This is a genomic window from Rhodobacteraceae bacterium LMO-JJ12, from assembly GCA_021555075.1.
Taxonomy (GTDB): domain Bacteria; phylum Pseudomonadota; class Alphaproteobacteria; order Rhodobacterales; family Rhodobacteraceae; genus JAKGBX01.
In genome coordinates this window covers 706,430-722,667 of sequence record JAKGBX010000002.1, presented here as the reverse complement: position 1 = coordinate 722,667, position 16,238 = coordinate 706,430, and the positions used below count along the sequence as shown (strand labels likewise).

Genomic DNA, 16,238 nt, shown 5'->3' with positions numbered 1-16,238 from the left:
CCCGGGCAGCGCCCCGGTTCCGCGCTATCCGGCGCGCGCCGCCCGCAGAGTTTCGGACGAAACCGCCCCCTCCAGCCCGCTGGAGCCATAGAGCCACTCGATTTCGTCGTACCAATCATCCGGCGTTTTCGCCCGCATGATCGCATTGCGCAGCGCCGCGTGGGCTTCGGACGGGTGATAGATGTGACTGCCAATCTCGCGGCTTTGCAGCTGTATCCGCGCCGTGCGCAAGCGACGCTTTTCCTGATAGCCCTGCAAGACAGCATCAACCTCGTTCAGACGCCCCTCAATCTCTGCCGCCAGACAAACCGCATCCTCCATCGCCATACAGGCGCCCTGGGCGAAATACTGTAACTGCGGATGCGCCGCATCGCCCAGAAGCGCCACCCGCCCATCGACCCAATTCATCACCGGATCACGATCGCACAGCACCCAGAGCTTCCAGTCTTTACCCTTTTCGATGATCTGACGCGCAACCGGCGCGACATGCTCGAACCCGCGGCGCACTTCGTCGTGGCTCACCGATAGCCCGGCAACCGGCTCTGCGGCATCGTTGTGATAGGTCACCACCAGGTTGAACAGCTTCCAGCCACTTAGCGGATAATGCACGATATGGCATTTCGGCCCAGCCCAGAGCGTCGCCGCGTTCCAGCGCAGATCTTCTGGCATATCCTCGACAGGAATCACGCTGCGATAGGTGGTATGGCCCGACACGCGCGGCGCGCCATCGCCTATCACCCGCTTGCGAATGTTCGACCATAGCCCATCAGCTCCGATCAGCGCCCGGCCGCCGATACGCTCCCCATCCGCCAGAATGGCCGTGACCGTGTCGGACTCCTGCGCGTAGTCCACCACCTCCGCATTGGTGCGCAACTCCACAAGATCATGCGCCTCGTTTGCACGCAAAAAGACACCGTAGAGATCGCCGCGATGCACCACAGCATAAGGATTGCCAAACCGCGTGCGAAACGCCTCATCCAGCGGAATCCGGGTGATTTCGTCACCCGAAACCGCATCCATCAGCCGCAGATTGTCGATATAGACCGCCATTTGGCGCGCCGCATCGCCAACACCAAGATAGTCAAAGGCATGAAACGCATTCGGGCCCAGCTGAATACCCGCACCGATCTCGTCGAAACGCGCGGATTTTTCCAACACGACCGAGCGGATACCTTTCTGCGCCAGCCCGATTGCGGTCGCCATGCCGCCAATGCCACCGCCCGCAATGATCACCCGCTCTTCAACCATGCCCATCCCCTTGCGGCCGACGCCAATCCTATTGCGGATCGCCGATGGTCAATGCAATATCCGCCAAACCGTCGATCCCGCCGGTGATCGCGTCGCCGGCTACAACCGGCCCGACCCCGGCAGGCGTGCCGGTCATGATCACGTCACCGGGCGCCAAGTGATAAAACTTCGACAGATGCACAACCACCTCCTCACAACTCCACACCAGCTCTTCCAGCGTCGCGTCCTGGCGGCTCTCGCCGTTCACCTCCAGATGGATGCGTTGGTTGGCCACCTTGCCAAAATCGGCTGTCCTGGTCATCTCGGCGAATACGGCCGAGCCTTCCACATCCTTGCCCAGATCCCATGGGCGGCGCGTGTCCTTGCCGTCCTGCTGGCGGTCGCGCCGTGTCATGTCGAGCGCGCAGCCATAGGCATAGATCGCCGCGGCGGCCTGTTGCGCGTTGCCCCGAAACACCGACTTGCCGATGGTGAACGCCAACTCCATCTCGTGATGATAATTCTGCGTCCCCGGCGGATAGGGCTGCGCCGCCCCGCTCAACACACCATGCGCCGCTGACTTGGTGAAATACCAAGGCGCCTCGCGGTCCACTTCCGTGCCCATCTCGGCGGCATGGGCGGCATAGTTGCGTCCGACACAGAAAATCCGGCGCACCGGATAGAGGCCGCTTTCGCCCCGCACCGGGATGGCAAAAACTTCGGGGGCTTCAAACAGATAGTCGCTCATCGTGCGCGTTCCTCATAATATCCAAGTCGGTCCTGCAACGGGCGGTCATGCACCCGCACCAGAAAACTCTCCTGATCGGCCTCATGCTCGATCTCGGCAAAAACTGGCGCGGTGAACGTGTCCTTCGCGCCCCATTCAAACACCTCACCATTGATCCGGCTTCGCCCGCGTCCCTTGACCACGTGAAACGCCGCCGAAGACGATCTGAGCGGCGGTGTCTCGCGGCCACCTTCCGGCAGCATCATCGCAGTGAAACCCATCGTCGGAAGCACATCCGCTCCGGTCTCGGGGTTAACATAATCAAGCTCGGCAATTGCCTCGCCGCCAAAGCCGAGCAACGCGCGCAGCGCCGCCTCTGTGCGTGCCCAAGGATAGCGCAGCATCGGATAGCGGCGCACACCCGCACCCACCTTGCGCGACGGCGCAAGACCGCTCGACAGATATTCCACCTGGCTCGCATCGGGCCGATTGCGCTGTGCCTGTAGCGGACCTTCCGTCGCATACGACCCTTCGAGATAATAAAACAACGGCAGGTCCAGTGCATCGAGCCAAACCACCGGCTCGCTTCCCTCATGGCCATGATCGTGCCATTCACCCCCCGGCGTCAGCACCAGATCGCCTTCTTCCATCGGCAGCTTTTCCCCATCGACAACCGTATAGCCGCCCTTGCCCTCAACCACGATCCGCACCGCCGAAGGCGTGTGAACATGGGCCGGCGCCGTCTCGCCCGGCAGCAACAATTGCAACCCCAGATAAATCGAAGCGGTCGCCTGCATCGCCCCGGCGCCACGCCCCGGATCGCTCAGCACCAAAACCCGGCGCTCGGCCTTTTCCACCGGCGTCAATTCTCCCGCCCGTATCAGCAGCGGCCGTATCGCCTGATATTTCCAATAACCCGCGCGCGTCTGCGGCTGCGGGCGCCCGTGCGGCAATACATTGCGCATCATCGGCCAAAGCGGCGCAACCCCGGCTTTCGCCATGTCGTCGCGATAGTCCTGCGGCAGCTCTTCCAGCGTACCCAGAGTTCCCCCCATTTCGTCCTCCATCAAGCATGCATTGTATCAATTACAGGTTATATGGTATGCATACATACTATATCGCACAGCGTCAATTTTGATTGCATACTAATCGCAAGACCCGATACTGCAACGCAGCAAAGGAAACGAAAGATGAGCGAAATACACGACATGGCCGGGCATCTGATCCGCCGCCTCAATCAAATTTCAATGGCGGTGTTTGCCGAACGAATGGCCGAGATCGATGCCGAAATCACCCCGGTGCAATATGCCGCGCTCACCACAATTCTCGAAAATCCGGGCGTCGGACAGTCCAAGCTCGCCGGTGCAATCGCCTATGACAAGGCAACAATCGGTGGCGTGGTCGACCGGCTGGAAGCCAAGGGCCTGATCATGCGCAAACAGTCGAAAACCGATGGTCGCGCCCGCGCTCTGGCCATAACGTCCGATGGCAAAGCGCTGCTTGAGCGGATCAAACCGGTCGTTCGCGCGCTGCAAGACGACATCCTCAATGGCCTCGACCAATCTGAAAAAAGCCAGATGATGGCGCTCTTGTCAAAAACCACGGCCGCGGGAAACGCCCGCTCACGCGCACCGCTCCAACCTCAAGGAAAAGCCCGGGCATCGATGCAGTAACGGCAGGCAAGATCAACCGATCACCGCATCAATTGCTGCGCTCAGCTTGTCCACAATCTCATCCACATGCGCATCCTCCATGATAAAGGGCGGCGCCAGCAAAACGTGATCGCCGATACGCCCGTCGATGGTGCCGCTCATCGGATAACAGATCAATCCAGCCTCAAACGCCGCTTTCTTCAGCCGCCCGGCCACCCCCTTTGCCGGGTCAAACGGCGCCTTGCTGTCGCGATCCTGTACGAATTCGACCGCGCGAAACAGCCCGCGCCCGCGAACATCGCCGACATGCGGGTGCTGACCCAACCTCGCTTCCAACGCCGCTTGCAGCTTCTCTCCCTTGTCACGCACATTGGCCAACAGATTGCGTTCTTCAATCGCGGTGAGCACAGCCACCCCCGCCGCAGCCGCCGACGCATGGCCGAGATAGGTATGCCCATGTTGGAAAAACCCGGTGCCGCCCGAGATCGCGTCATAAATCCGACCCTGACACATCATCGCGCCAATCGGCTGATATCCGGCACCCAGCCCCTTGGCGATGGTCACGATGTCAGGGGAAATCGCCTCCTGCTCACAGGCAAAAAGGCTCCCGGTTCGACCGATCCCGCACATCACCTCATCAAGGATCAGCAGCACGCCATATTGGTCACAAATTTCGCGAATGCGTTTGAAATACCCCGGCACCGGCGTGATTGCGCCCGCCGTCGCCCCGCCCACCGTTTCAGCAATGAAACACATTACATTCTCTGGTCCGAGCCGCAGGATTTCGGTTTCCAGCTCGTTTGCCACCCGCAACCCATATGCTTCCGCGCTCTCTCCCTCGGCTTTCCCGCGATACTCAAAACATGGCGAGACCAGCGAAGTCTCGATCAGCAGCGGCGCAAACGGCTCGCGGCGCCATTCATTGCCTCCCGCCGCCAGCGCCCCCAGCGTATTGCCGTGATAGCTCTGCTTGCGCGCAATGATCCTGTGGCGCTTGGGTTCTCCAATCTCAAGGTAGTATTGCCGCGCGAGTTTAAGCGCGGCCTCCACTGCCTCCGACCCGCCGGAAACGAAATAGACCCGGTCAAGCCCCTCGGGCGCGCGCTCGGCCAGCATCCCGGCCAACTGCTCAGCAGGTTCCGAAGTGAAAAACCCGGTATGAGCAAAGGCGAGCTGATCAAGCTGCGCCTTGACCGCCTCGCGCACGCCCTCGTCAGAATGCCCGAGACACGAAACCGCCGCCCCACCCGAGCCGTCAAAATACCGCTTGCCCGCTGCATCAATCAGATAACAGCCATCGCCCGCGACGGCCTTGGGGGGCGGTGCCTTGATGTAACGGGGAAATACATGTGACATGGGCTTATCCTTGTTGCATCGCGCCGCGTGCGGGGTGTGCCGTGACGCCTATGACGAACAGTCGAACCGATTGTGAGCTGTCTGACAAGAGTCACAGGTCGGGGTGGTGCAAATTGTCCCCGAACACTATCCGTGCCATCGAATGTTCTGCGAAAATCCGCCCCCCGCTAGCGGATCACACTGACTGATCGGCGCGCATGACGCACCACGCGCGCGGCATTCGGCCCCAGAAGATAGTCGCTCATCTCGGGACGATGCGAGGCCATCACGATCATGTCGGCATCCACCCGATCCGCCATGGCAATAATCTGTTCATAAATCGTGCCATGGCGCACGTGGAGTTCAACGTCGATATCCTCAGGCAAATGTTTTTGCACGAAAGCTTCGAGCGTTGCGCGCGTTTCTTTCACTGCGTTCTCAGAGAAACTCTTGGGGAAGTAGCTGGCGACCATCGACATTCCAAAGTCGGGGATCACGGTTAGCACATGCAGCTTCGCACCATGCACCCGGACCAGCGAGACAGCATGGTCGATGGTCTTTTCCCATCCGCTTTCGTGAAACAGATCAATCGGTAACAGTATGGTTTTCATTGTTCCAACTCCCTTCACGCCGCCAGAGGTTGCACACGGCGCCGTGCGCGCCCCAGTTGCAACCACATCACCAGCGCCAGAAGCGCCAGCGCCGGGATGTAGAACAGTTCCTTGGGCATGCGGACGGCTTCTTCCTCCACAGCCAGAACTTCCCAGTCGAAATCAATGCCGCGTTGCTGCAGATCGCCGCCAAATTTCAGGTTGTCGACATAGACCCGGCCATCATCCTCCTGGCGAAACGCGATTCCCGCGCTCTTGTCGAGCCGGGCGGCGCCATCGCCATCGGCCTTGGCCCCCAGAGGCAGCAGCACGGTGGTGGTAACCTGCTTGCCAGTGGAGAAATTCTCGCCCGAAACCACCACCCGCAGGCTGGCATCATCCCCGGCTGACGTGGCCAGTTCGATCAGTTGCGCTGGTTCCTTCTTCAGCCATGGTTCATCCACCATGTCGAGCCAGAAGCCCGGCCTGAACAGCGTGAACGCGATCAACAACAACGCCAGGTTTTCCCACATCTTCGATTTCGTCAGGAACCAGTTCTGTGTCGCTGCCGCAAACAGCATCATGGCGATCACCGCAATGATGAAGACAAACACCGCCTTCAACGGCGTCACGTCAATCAGCAACAATTCGGTATTGAAGATGAACAGGAACGGCAGGATCGCCGTGCGCACGTCATAGGAAAAGCCGATGATGCCCGTCTTGATCGGATCACCCTTGGAAATCGCCGCCGCGGCAAAGGCTGCAAGCCCGACAGGCGGCGTGTCATCCGCAAGGATACCGAAATAGAACACGAACATATGCACCGCGATCAGCGGCACGATCAAACCCGATTTCGCGCCGACTGCGATGATCACAGGCGCCATCAGCGACGTGATAACGATATAGGTCGCCGTGGTCGGCAGACCCATACCCAGCACAAGACTGAACAGCGCCACGAAGATCAGCATCAAGAGCAGATTGCCGCCCGAAATCACCTCGATGAATTCGCCAATCACCTGGTGCGCGCCGGTCAGGCTCACGGTGCCGACGATGATCCCGGCTGTGCCCGTGGCCACGGCAATGCCGATCATGTTGCGCGAACCAGCGATCATCCCGTCAATAAACTCGCTCCAGCCTTGCGACCATGTCTGCCCGCCGGTGCCGCGAAACATCGCTTTCAGCGGGTGCTGGGTCAGCATCACAAAAATCATCGCCAGCGTCGCCCAGAACGCCGAGAGACCGGGTGAAAGCCGTTCGATCATCAGGTTCCAGATCAAGACCACCACAGGCAACACGTAATAGGCCCCGGTCTTCGCCACCGGCCCCGGTTCAGGCAACTCAGTGAACGGCGCGCTAGGATCGTCAATAGTCAGATCCTCATAACCCGCAGCCCATTTCAACATCACAAGATAAGTCAGGACAAACACCACCATCATGCCAGGAAGCGACCACGCGCCGAGCAGAGGCTTAAGCCATCCCAGCCCGTAATAGACAGCCAGCGACAGCGCGCAGAAAACGATAACGCCTAAAAGGAAACTCATCAGCCGCTGTACGACCGTGCGAGCGGGGCCAGAGCGCGGCAGCCCTTCGAGACCCATCTTTGCGGCCTCCAGATGCACGATATAAACCAGCGCGATATAGCTGATGATCGCAGGCAGAAACGCGTGTTTGACCACTTCCAGATAAGAAATTCCGACATATTCGACCATCAGAAAGGCCGCGGCCCCCATCACCGGCGGCGTCAGCTGTCCGTTGGTCGACGATGCGACTTCAACCGCTCCGGCCTTTTCCGCCGAGAACCCGACCCGCTTCATCAGCGGTATGGTGAAGGTGCCGGTTGTCACGGTATTGGCGATCGACGAGCCCGAGATCAAACCGGTTGCGGCGCTTGCCACCACGGCCGCCTTGGCCGGACCGCCCTTCATATGGCCCATCAGCGCAAAGGCCAACTTGATAAAGTAATTCCCCGCGCCCGCCTTTTCGAGCAACGAGCCGAATAGCACGAACAGGAACACCATCGAGGCCGAAACGCCAAGCGCCAGACCAAAGACGCCTTCGGTTTGCATCCAGAAATGCCACATCGCCTTGCCAAAACTTGCGCCCTTCCACTGCATCGCGTCTGGAAAGAACTCGGCATGCCCAAAAAAGACGTAGAGCAGGAATACCGAGGCCACGATCACCATCGGCAAGCCCAGCGACCGGTAGGTGGCAATCAGCAGAATACAAAGCCCGATAGCCGATGCCACAAGGTCCATCGTTGTCGGCAGGCCAGAGCGGTCACCGATAGCCGAAGCATTGACGATCAGATAAAGCGTCGAGAACAACCCACCCGCAATCAGAAGCCAGTCATACCATGGGATATAATCGCGGGCGCTCGACTTGAACATCGGAAAGGCCAGTGTCGCCAGCGTGAGCCCGAAAGCAAGGTGCAGGCTTCGCTCGACATTGGAGTTGACATAGAGCCAGTTCATCCCCGTCCATTGCGCGATAAGCGAGGGCATGGGAGACGCGTTATAGACCTGCGCAACAGACCAGAGCAGCGCCACTGCGGCAATGACGGTGCCTTGCCATCCAAGCGGGCTGCGCGCGCCCACATCCAGATCTGCGGCAAAGGTTTTTGCATCGGCCACGCGTTGCGTGCCACCGGTCTCTTCGCTGTTCATGTCATACCCCCGTTGGTTTCACTCCTCGCCCGGTTTGGCCCGGTTGTCGATCTAGAGCTTTCGCGCCGTATCCGGCGTCTTGATGTCTTGGTGTATCGTTAAGGCAAGAACGGGGGCCGAAGCCCCCGCTCAATTGGTATCATTCCATCAGGCCCAGTTCCTTATAGGCCTTGATCGCACCGGGATGCAGCGGCGCCGAAAGTCCGTCCTTGACCATTTCTTCGGCTTTCAGATTGGCGAATGCCGGGTGGAGCTTGCGGAAATCGTCAAGGTTTTCCATCACAGCCTTGGCCACGATATAGACCACCTCGTCGGAAACATCTGCCGAGGTTACAAAAGTCGCACCAACGCCAAAGGTCGGCACGTCATCAGGATGGTCGGGATACATACCGCCAGGGATCACCGCCTTGCGGTAATAAGGGCGCTCTGCGACCAGTTTGTCGATCTCGGCTCCTTCAACCGGAGTAATACGCGCGTCGCATGATGCGATGGTTTCCTGCGTCGATGCCGAAGGGTGGCCCACCGCAAAGAAATACCCGTCGATCTTGTTGTCGCAAAGCGCGCCGGCCATCTCCGAGGATTTAAGCTGTGCTGCCAACGCCAAGTCACTACGTTCCCAGCCCATCGCCGCTTCCAGAACCTCCCAGGTGCCCAGCGTGCCGCTACCTGCGTTGCCGATATTGAAGCGTTTGCCTTTCACGTCGTTGATGTTCGTGATGCCGCTATCGGATCGCGCCAGAACCGTGATCGGCTCGGGATGCACCGAGAACACCGCACGCAAACCTTCGAACTTGCCCTGATCCTCAAAAGCTGCCGTGCCGTGATAGGCATGGTGCTGCCAGTCCGATTGGGCAACGCCGAACTCCAACTCGCCGGCGCGGATGGTGTTGATGTTGTAGATCGAGCCGCCGGTCGATTCCGCCGAACAGCGGATGCCGTGCTCCTTGCGGTCCTTATTGACCAGACGGCAGATCGCGCCGCCGGTCGGATAATAGACGCCGGTGACGCCCCCCGTGCCGATTGACACGAATTGCTGGTCTGCGGCCTGAGCCGGGCTCATGGCCATCAGGCCCGCAGCAGCGGCTGCAATAACTTTGAGTTTCATCTCGGTTCGTCTCCCTTGTTCAATGGTATTTTCATCGGCGAACCGCGCACTTGCTCAAATGCGGCACAGTCCACCTACCCGCGCGCTCTGCGGCGCAAAGCTGGGTCACGCACCAGAATGCGCGCCATCACACCCGGTTGTCCACACCCAAAAGCCAGAAGCCGAAATTTGCTTTTCTTCCGCCCGATTAGAAGGCCCCGTCCGCGGGTTTCTTGAGGTTTTCGTATGAATTGACGACAAGACCGTCCTTCTCCCGGCCCTGAACCAAAGCTGTTTTCACCTCGCCGCGATTCGCCATCTCAAGGTATTTTCCGCCCGAAACACGGGCAATCGCACCGGCGAAATTCACCGCCCCAAAACAGATTGGCGCTGAGAAATTGTGGTGGTGCGGACGGTGGGAACGTCATAACTCTAGCTACATGTAGCATAGTGTCCGATACCCTCTTTTATTGTTGCTATTCTACATGACGCTTTCCAGTGCGACCCATTGGGGGGGCCAATTGGGGGGCTGGCAGTACAGTATCTCACCGCTGTGGAGCAACAAGCCGCACATAGCATCCCGGAAATTAGTGTAAGCAGCGACAAAGATGGCTAGAATTACTGACGCTTAGCGCCCAAACGCGCCGCTGGCCAGATCATCATAAGCTGCGTTGCAGCTTCCCTGAAGCTACCGTTCGATACAATGCGCAGTATCTTGGTTGCTTCAAGGGCTGCAATGCGGACTTTGCTGCCATTATGGTTTTCGAGATCAACGACGGCTTTGTGCGCAGGTCGCTCTCGGCAATAAATGCTAGCCACATGCTTCGGAATATCGCGACCATTTTTGCAAATGGATGCTCGGTTAGCAGCAGGCATCTAGCTATTGAAATCCAATTGCGCCGTAAGGGCCCTTGCCTAGGTGCCAAAAAAACTTGGACTGGTGGGTATTTCGCATATTGTATGGTTCATAAAATGAAGTATATGAACGAGATGGTAGAACAGGAACGACTATGCCATCCCACAAGCCAACAAACCGTCTGGACCTCCAAGCAGACCTGCCGCCCGAACTGAACGTCCTGATGGGCGTCTACCTGCTCTATTGGAAGGTTGAAGAGGTCGTTGACACTATAAATGTAACACCTGCCTTGGCCAAGCACGAGCGTCAACTTCTGGTGAACCTTGCGGGCCCCACCCGGATGGGAGACATGGCCAGCGAGATGCAGATTTTACCTTCCACACTGACCGCTATCGCCGACGGACTTGAGGAAAAGGGCCTGATCTCCCGTGAGCGCGACCCGACGGATCGCCGCGCCTGGCAATTGCGCCTGACAGAACTGGGGGCTGAGAAACGGCATGCGTTGATGGCCCGGGCCGTCGAGATTTTCGCCGAAGTGTCGGGCCTAACGCGCGATGAAACAGCAACGATCGCATCCTTGATGCAGAAAGTTGCCGGTAACATTAAGGCGGGTGGTTTGCCCGAAGGACTAAAACCATGTCAATGAAACACGCTGCCGCTATGGCACTCGCCCTAATGATCTCTGCCGGGCTGCCAGCCTTGGCACAAGACACGTTGAAACCAGTTAAGCTCATCACCGCTACATCAGGTGCAGGAGAAGTGACGCGGCAGTTTTTTGGACACGTCGTTGCGCGGCAAACAGTTGATCTGGCCTTTCAAGTTGGCGGGCGGCTGGTCGAAGTTCCGGTGATCGAAGGTGCAGAGCTGGAACACGGTGCGCTTGTCGCGCGGTTGGATCTGGAGAGTTTTGAACTTGCTTTGAACCAAGCTCGATTGCAAAAGGAGCAGGCCGTCCGGACGCTGGCGCGACTGCAACAACTGTCCACATCGTCGGTCAGTCAAGTGGCCATCGATGACGCAATAACGCAGGCTGCAATTTCCGAGATCGCAGTCAAAAATGCCCAATACGCGCTAAAGCACGCCACGTTGACGGCACCCTTCGATGCGCTTGTAGCGGCACGTGATGTTGCCAATTTCACCACCATAGCGGCCGGGACGCCCGTTGTGCGGTTGCATGACATGTCCGAGATCCGTGTTGAAGTCGACATCCCAGAAGTTCTGTTCTTACAAGCCGAGGCTGCACAGGATGTGCAAATTCAAGCGCGTTTTCCGGCTTCCGACAAGCTATTTCCTTTGTCGGTTCGCGAGTTCAATGCCGAGGCTTCCAAAGTTGGCCAATCCTACCGGGTGACGATGGGCATGACTCCACCCGAGGGCCTGCGCATCCTTCCCGGTGCGTCGACCACTGTGATCGCCACTATCAAGGGTGAAAACCAAGGTAAGATCAGGTTGCCAAAGACGGCTGTTTTTGTCGATGAGGAAGGAAAAACCAGTGTTTTGATCTTCTCGCCCAAAGGCGCCAGTGAAGGCACGTTGAAAAAGGTCACTGTTGAGGTTGCTGCGACTCCTGGTGAAGGCATCTTTGTCATCGCGGGACTGGCACCTGGAAGCGAGATCGTCGCAGCTGGTGGCGCGGCGTTGAAAGACGGTGAGAAAGTCCGCAGGTTTGCCGGATTCGGGAATTGACGAGCGGATCATGAGCATTGCAAGATTCTCGATCGAAAAGCCGCTGATCACGTGGTTGATCATCCTCGGGTCGCTGTTTGGCGGGGTTTGGGGGTTCACTTCACTTGGCCGTCTGGAAGACCCAGCTTTCACCATTAAACAGGTGGTGATTTCCACCCAATACCCTGGCGCCACCGCTGAACAAGTAGCGATCGAAGTGTCCGAACCCCTTGAATCGGCGCTCCAGAAAATGGGTGAAGTCGACAAGATCACGTCGATGAACCAACCCGGCATATCGCTGATCACGGTTGAAGTGTTCTCGACATTTGGCGGGGAAGAGTTGCCGCCGATCTGGACAAAACTTCGCAACAGGGTCTCCGACGCCGCCCGCTTCCTGCCCGCTGGGGTGAGCGAGCCCTATGTAAACGACAGTTTTGGCGACGTGTTCGGAATCTACTACGCGGTTACGGCCGAGGGGTTTTCCGACGCCGAGAAACACCAGCTTGCTACGTTCCTGCGGCGTGAGTTGCTCACTGTCGACGGGGTGGCCGATGTCGAAGTGAAAGGCCTGCCGGACGAGGCCATTTTTATCGAGCCCGATATGGCGCTGGCTGTCAATCAGGGCGTGCCTCCAACGTCAATCATTAGCGCTCTGGCCAATGCCAACTCGGTAGTCGATGCAGGATCCGTTCGTGGTGCAGACGGGGTTCGCACCATCATCCAGGCTCCTGACGGCTCGGACTCTGTCGAGTCCATCGCGTCACTGACGATTGGGTCGGGTGGAGAAGTCATCAACTTGTTCGATCTCGCCCGCGTTCACCGAGACCGGCAGGACACGCCCGATCTGATGGTGCGTTTCAACGGTAAGGATGCCTTTACGCTCGGTGTTGCCGGGCTATCGACCGAAAACATTGTCGAAGTCGGGCGTCGCGCCGATGCAAGGCTGGCCGAGCTAGACAGCAATATCCCTCACGGCGTCACATTGGAACCGATTTATCAGCAGCATGTGGTTGTCGACGAAGCCTCGAGCGCGTTTCTGCTGAACCTCGCCATGTCGGTCGCGATTGTGGTTCTCGTGTTGGTCATCTTCATGGGCTGGCGCGCAGCTGTGGTGGTGGGCGTGACCTTGTTGCTGACTGTTGTCGGAACACTGTTTTACATGGCGCTGTTCTCGATCGAGATGGAGCGCATCTCGCTGGGTGCCTTGATCATCGCCATGGGTATGCTTGTCGACAATGCCATTGTGGTTGCCGAAGGTATGCAGATATCCATGCGGCGTGGCCAAAACAGCCACAGAGCCGCCGATGATGCAGCGGCCAAAACCCAGATACCGCTTCTGGGGGCCACGGTGATCGGCATTATGGCATTTGCCGGGATCGGGCTGTCGCCGGATGCGACCGGCGAGTTTCTGTTCTCGCTGTTTGCGGTGATCGGTATCTCGCTATTGCTCAGCTGGGTGCTGGCCCTGACAGTGACGCCACTTCTCGGTCATTACTTGTTCAAGCAGGGCAAAGATGGTGAGGATGACGCCTATAGCGGCTGGATGTTCCGCGCCTATGCCTCGACGCTGCGGCTTGCCCTACGCCTGCGCTGGCTGATGATCGTCGTGCTGGCGGTCGTGACCGTGGTCTGTTTTACGGGCTTCGGTCAGGTCAAACAGGCGTTTTTCCCTGATAGCAACACGCCGATGTTTTTCGTGCACTATAAACTACCTCAGGGAACTGACATTCACACCACGTCTGATCACCTGCGCCAGATGGAAGCCTGGCTCGCCGAGCGCGGCGAGGTTAAATCTGTTGCCAGTTTCGTTGGTCAAGGCGCGTCGCGGTTCATGCTGACTTACGAAGCCGAAAAGGCAAACCCCAGCTACGGCCACCTGATCATTCAGACAGAAACGCTGGATCAGATTCCCCCATTGAGGGAAGAGCTAAACAGCTTTGGCCGCGCCAACTTCCCTACGGGCGAGTTCCGCACCAAGCGGCTGGTCTTTGGCCCCGGCGGCGGTGCTCCGATCCAGCTGCGGCTTTCGGGGCAGGATCCGGACACATTGCGCCTGCTATCATCCGAAATGCAGCAGGTTATGCAAGGGGCCTCAGGCAATCTAATTGATATGCGCACGGATTGGAGAGAGCAGGAACTGGTGTTGAAACCGGTCTACGCCACCCAACGTGCCCAGACCGCCGGCATCAGCCGCGAAGACGTGGCGCAAACGTTGCAATTGGCAACGGACGGGACAGTCTCGGGCGTCTATCGTGAAGGTGATCGGCAAATCCCCATCATAACCCGCTTGCCAAGCGATAGTGGGTTGGAGTTGATCGACCTGGTGGTGTTTTCGTCAACTACGGGCGAGGTTCTCCCGATCGAGCAGATGATTGACGGGATGGAGTATGAGGTGCAGAACACCTTGGTGCATCGCCGCAATCGCGAACTGACACTCACGATAGAGGCCGACATTCCGCCGGGACTGACCGCGGCCGAGGTTCAGGCCGAGATCCAGTCCGTGGTTGAATCGGTTTCGCTGCCGGTGGGCTACCGCATGGAATGGGGTGGCGAATACGAGAGTTCGCGTATGGCGCAAGCAGCTTTGGGCGCGCAGATTCCGGTCTCGGTTTTGATCATGGTGTTGATCTCGATCCTTTTGTTCAACGCTCTACGCCAACCCCTTATCATCTGGCTTCTGGTGCCGATGTCCGTCAACGGCGTGGTGATCGCGCTTCTAGCCACAGACATGCCGTTCACCTTTACAGCACTTCTGGGCCTGCTGAGCCTATCGGGCATGTTGATCAAGAACGGCATCGTTTTGGTCGAGGAGATCGACCTTGTGCGAGAAGAGGGGCTGGCGCTCCGCGAAGCGATCATCACCGCGTCCACGTCGCGTCTGCGCCCCGTGATGCTGGCGGCGATCACCACGATCCTTGGCATGGCACCCTTGCTTACCGATGCGTTCTTCGTGTCGATGGCGATCACCATTATGGGGGGGCTGGCTTTTGCCTCGATCCTAACGCTGGTTGCGGCGCCGGTCCTCTATGATTTGCTTTTTTCACGCAGCGCGCACAGAGATGAAGTCACCTAGGTGCGCGCTTGTTTGCCAACCATGCAGAGCCTTAATGGACGCATGGTTGAGCGCCATTGACACAGTTGAAGGGCGGGATCCCCACACTGTCGTCGACAGTTAGGCGGTTTCGAAAAAAGATTGCCAAATAAACGACCGTTAACCTGACACGCTGCGGAACCTGTCAAAACGGGCCTTTGCGCAAAGTGCAGCATCGAACATATTGAGCTCTCTGCGGACCTCGGATGCGCCGCAGCATTTCATGATATTATGATCCGTCAACGTCGGGTTGTCGACTTGGGGGTGCATGGTGGATCGGAGTATTAGTCATGCAAACACCAAACTTACCCGCTATTCGCGCGCTTCGCCCGCCTGGCATAAGGGCCGGCTCGTCGGTCAGAAACGACCACTCAAGCCCAAACATGTCTGGGCGATCGGCGTTCGGCTTGAACAGGCCGAGAACCACCGGGATCTGACACTCTTCAATCTGGCCATCGACAGCAAGCTGCGCGGCTATGATCTTGTTAAGATGAGAGTCGTCAATGTGATGGCGTCCGGTCAGATCAACGAACGCGCGTCCGTTCTGCAAAGCAAGACGGAGAAACCTGTACGCTTCGAAATTTCTGAAGGCACACGGGCGTCGCTCGACAGATGGGTGCAAGACCCGCTGATGATCGGATCCGAGTACCTTTGGCCCGGCCGTTTTCACGAACTGCTTCACTTCTCAACCCGCCAGTATGCGCGGATAGTTCGTGACTGGGTGACGTCCATTGGACTGGAGGCGAGCGCATACGGCACGCATTCGATTGGGCGGACAAAGCAGGAACCGGCTCTGCTTTGCTCTTAGTTTTCATGGTAGCGCTCAGGCCGTAGCGTGAACCTGCCGCTTTTGCAGCACCACCATGACATATCCGATAAGCGTGGTCATGCCGACATGTCCGATAAAGGAGGACTGCGTGTAAGCGCCGAAACCCATCATGAACGTTCGCCCGACGACCGGGGCCAGCAGACCTTGCGCTACGAACCAAAGAACAAGCCCAGCAATCGCACCTGAAAGGATAAGACTGGTCCGGGAAACCAGATGCGTTATCCACACAAACCCAGAAAACCCGATGGCACCGATCATGAAGTGCGCAAGAAAACCGGCCCAATACGGCACAGTAACCCCAAGTACCATTTTAATGAGGGCGATAACCAAGTTGGCCGGAGCAAGAGTGACGTCGAAAAGTATTGGCGAGATCAGCCATGCGTAGATCTCGAATGAAACCTCTCCTGCCAGCCCGGCGACTACAAGGTTTCTGAGTGTGTTTTTGGTGGCCATTTCGTTCTTTTCTTTCTTCTTTTGTGCGGTCATCGCGAGGGAAGTTAGAGGTAATATCAAGCAAGA

General features: G+C 58.0%; 12 protein-coding genes and 1 pseudogene. 5 read left to right on the top strand and 8 right to left on the bottom strand.

Annotated features, from left to right (window positions below; all coding sequences use genetic code 11):
• Positions 1-24: 24 nt before the first annotated feature.
• Genes LZG00_15510 through LZG00_15500 form a run of 3 tightly spaced genes read right to left on the bottom strand, consistent with a single transcriptional unit; the run spans position 25 to position 3,009 of the window.
• A complete protein-coding gene (locus tag LZG00_15510) occupies positions 25-1,248 on the bottom strand; it encodes a 3-hydroxybenzoate 6-monooxygenase (GenBank protein MCF3595401.1) in 1,224 nt (407 codons plus the stop codon).
• Between the two features lie 28 nt (positions 1,249-1,276).
• On the bottom strand, positions 1,277-1,975 hold the full coding sequence (locus tag LZG00_15505) for a fumarylacetoacetate hydrolase family protein (protein MCF3595400.1): 699 nt from the start codon (positions 1,973-1,975) through the stop codon (positions 1,277-1,279).
• Positions 1,972-3,009, bottom strand: coding sequence for a cupin domain-containing protein (locus LZG00_15500; GenBank protein ID MCF3595399.1), 1,038 nt, complete (start codon positions 3,007-3,009; stop codon positions 1,972-1,974). Before LZG00_15500 ends, LZG00_15505 begins: the two co-directional genes overlap by 4 nt.
• A 135-nt stretch (positions 3,010-3,144) precedes the next feature.
• Between LZG00_15500 and LZG00_15495 the strand changes: the two genes are divergently transcribed.
• Entirely contained in the window at positions 3,145-3,627 is a 483-nt protein-coding gene (locus LZG00_15495; protein ID MCF3595398.1) for a MarR family transcriptional regulator, read from the top strand.
• A gap of 12 nt (positions 3,628-3,639) precedes the next feature.
• On the opposite strand, the gene LZG00_15490 is transcribed toward LZG00_15495, so the two are convergent.
• The 4 genes from LZG00_15490 to LZG00_15475 all read right to left on the bottom strand — a co-directional run bounded on the left by LZG00_15490 (position 3,640) and on the right by LZG00_15475 (position 9,299).
• Positions 3,640-4,962: an aspartate aminotransferase family protein gene (locus LZG00_15490; protein MCF3595397.1), complete on the bottom strand. Its 1,323-nt coding sequence runs from the start codon at positions 4,960-4,962 to the stop codon at positions 3,640-3,642.
• Between the two features lie 167 nt (positions 4,963-5,129).
• The gene (locus LZG00_15485) at positions 5,130-5,552 is read right to left on the bottom strand and encodes a universal stress protein (protein ID MCF3595396.1); all 423 of its coding nucleotides are present in this window, start codon (positions 5,550-5,552) and stop codon (positions 5,130-5,132) included.
• 14 nt (positions 5,553-5,566) lie between these two features.
• Positions 5,567-8,194, bottom strand: coding sequence for a TRAP transporter permease (locus LZG00_15480; protein ID MCF3595395.1), 2,628 nt, complete (start codon positions 8,192-8,194; stop codon positions 5,567-5,569).
• A gap of 139 nt (positions 8,195-8,333) precedes the next feature.
• Positions 8,334-9,299: a TAXI family TRAP transporter solute-binding subunit gene (locus LZG00_15475; protein MCF3595394.1), complete on the bottom strand. Its 966-nt coding sequence runs from the start codon at positions 9,297-9,299 to the stop codon at positions 8,334-8,336.
• A 989-nt stretch (positions 9,300-10,288) separates the two neighbouring features.
• Here LZG00_15475 and LZG00_15470 point away from each other — a divergent pair.
• The 4 genes and pseudogenes from LZG00_15470 to LZG00_15455 all read left to right on the top strand — a co-directional run bounded on the left by LZG00_15470 (position 10,289) and on the right by LZG00_15455 (position 15,698).
• Positions 10,289-10,780, top strand: a complete 492-nt coding sequence (locus LZG00_15470; GenBank protein ID MCF3595393.1) for a MarR family transcriptional regulator — start codon at positions 10,289-10,291, stop codon at positions 10,778-10,780.
• The gene (locus LZG00_15465; GenBank protein MCF3595392.1) at positions 10,777-11,820 is read left to right on the top strand and encodes an efflux RND transporter periplasmic adaptor subunit; all 1,044 of its coding nucleotides are present in this window, start codon (positions 10,777-10,779) and stop codon (positions 11,818-11,820) included. Before LZG00_15470 ends, LZG00_15465 begins: the two co-directional genes overlap by 4 nt.
• Positions 11,821-11,830: 10 nt before the next feature.
• A complete protein-coding gene (locus LZG00_15460; protein MCF3595391.1) occupies positions 11,831-14,872 on the top strand; it encodes an efflux RND transporter permease subunit in 3,042 nt (1,013 codons plus the stop codon).
• Positions 14,873-15,180: 308 nt separating this feature from the next.
• Positions 15,181-15,698: pseudogene (locus LZG00_15455) on the top strand (integrase).
• Between the two features lie 15 nt (positions 15,699-15,713).
• Here the strand turns inward: LZG00_15455 and LZG00_15450 are convergent.
• Entirely contained in the window at positions 15,714-16,172 is a 459-nt protein-coding gene (locus LZG00_15450; protein MCF3595390.1) for a hypothetical protein, read from the bottom strand.
• Positions 16,173-16,238: the final 66 nt, after the last annotated feature.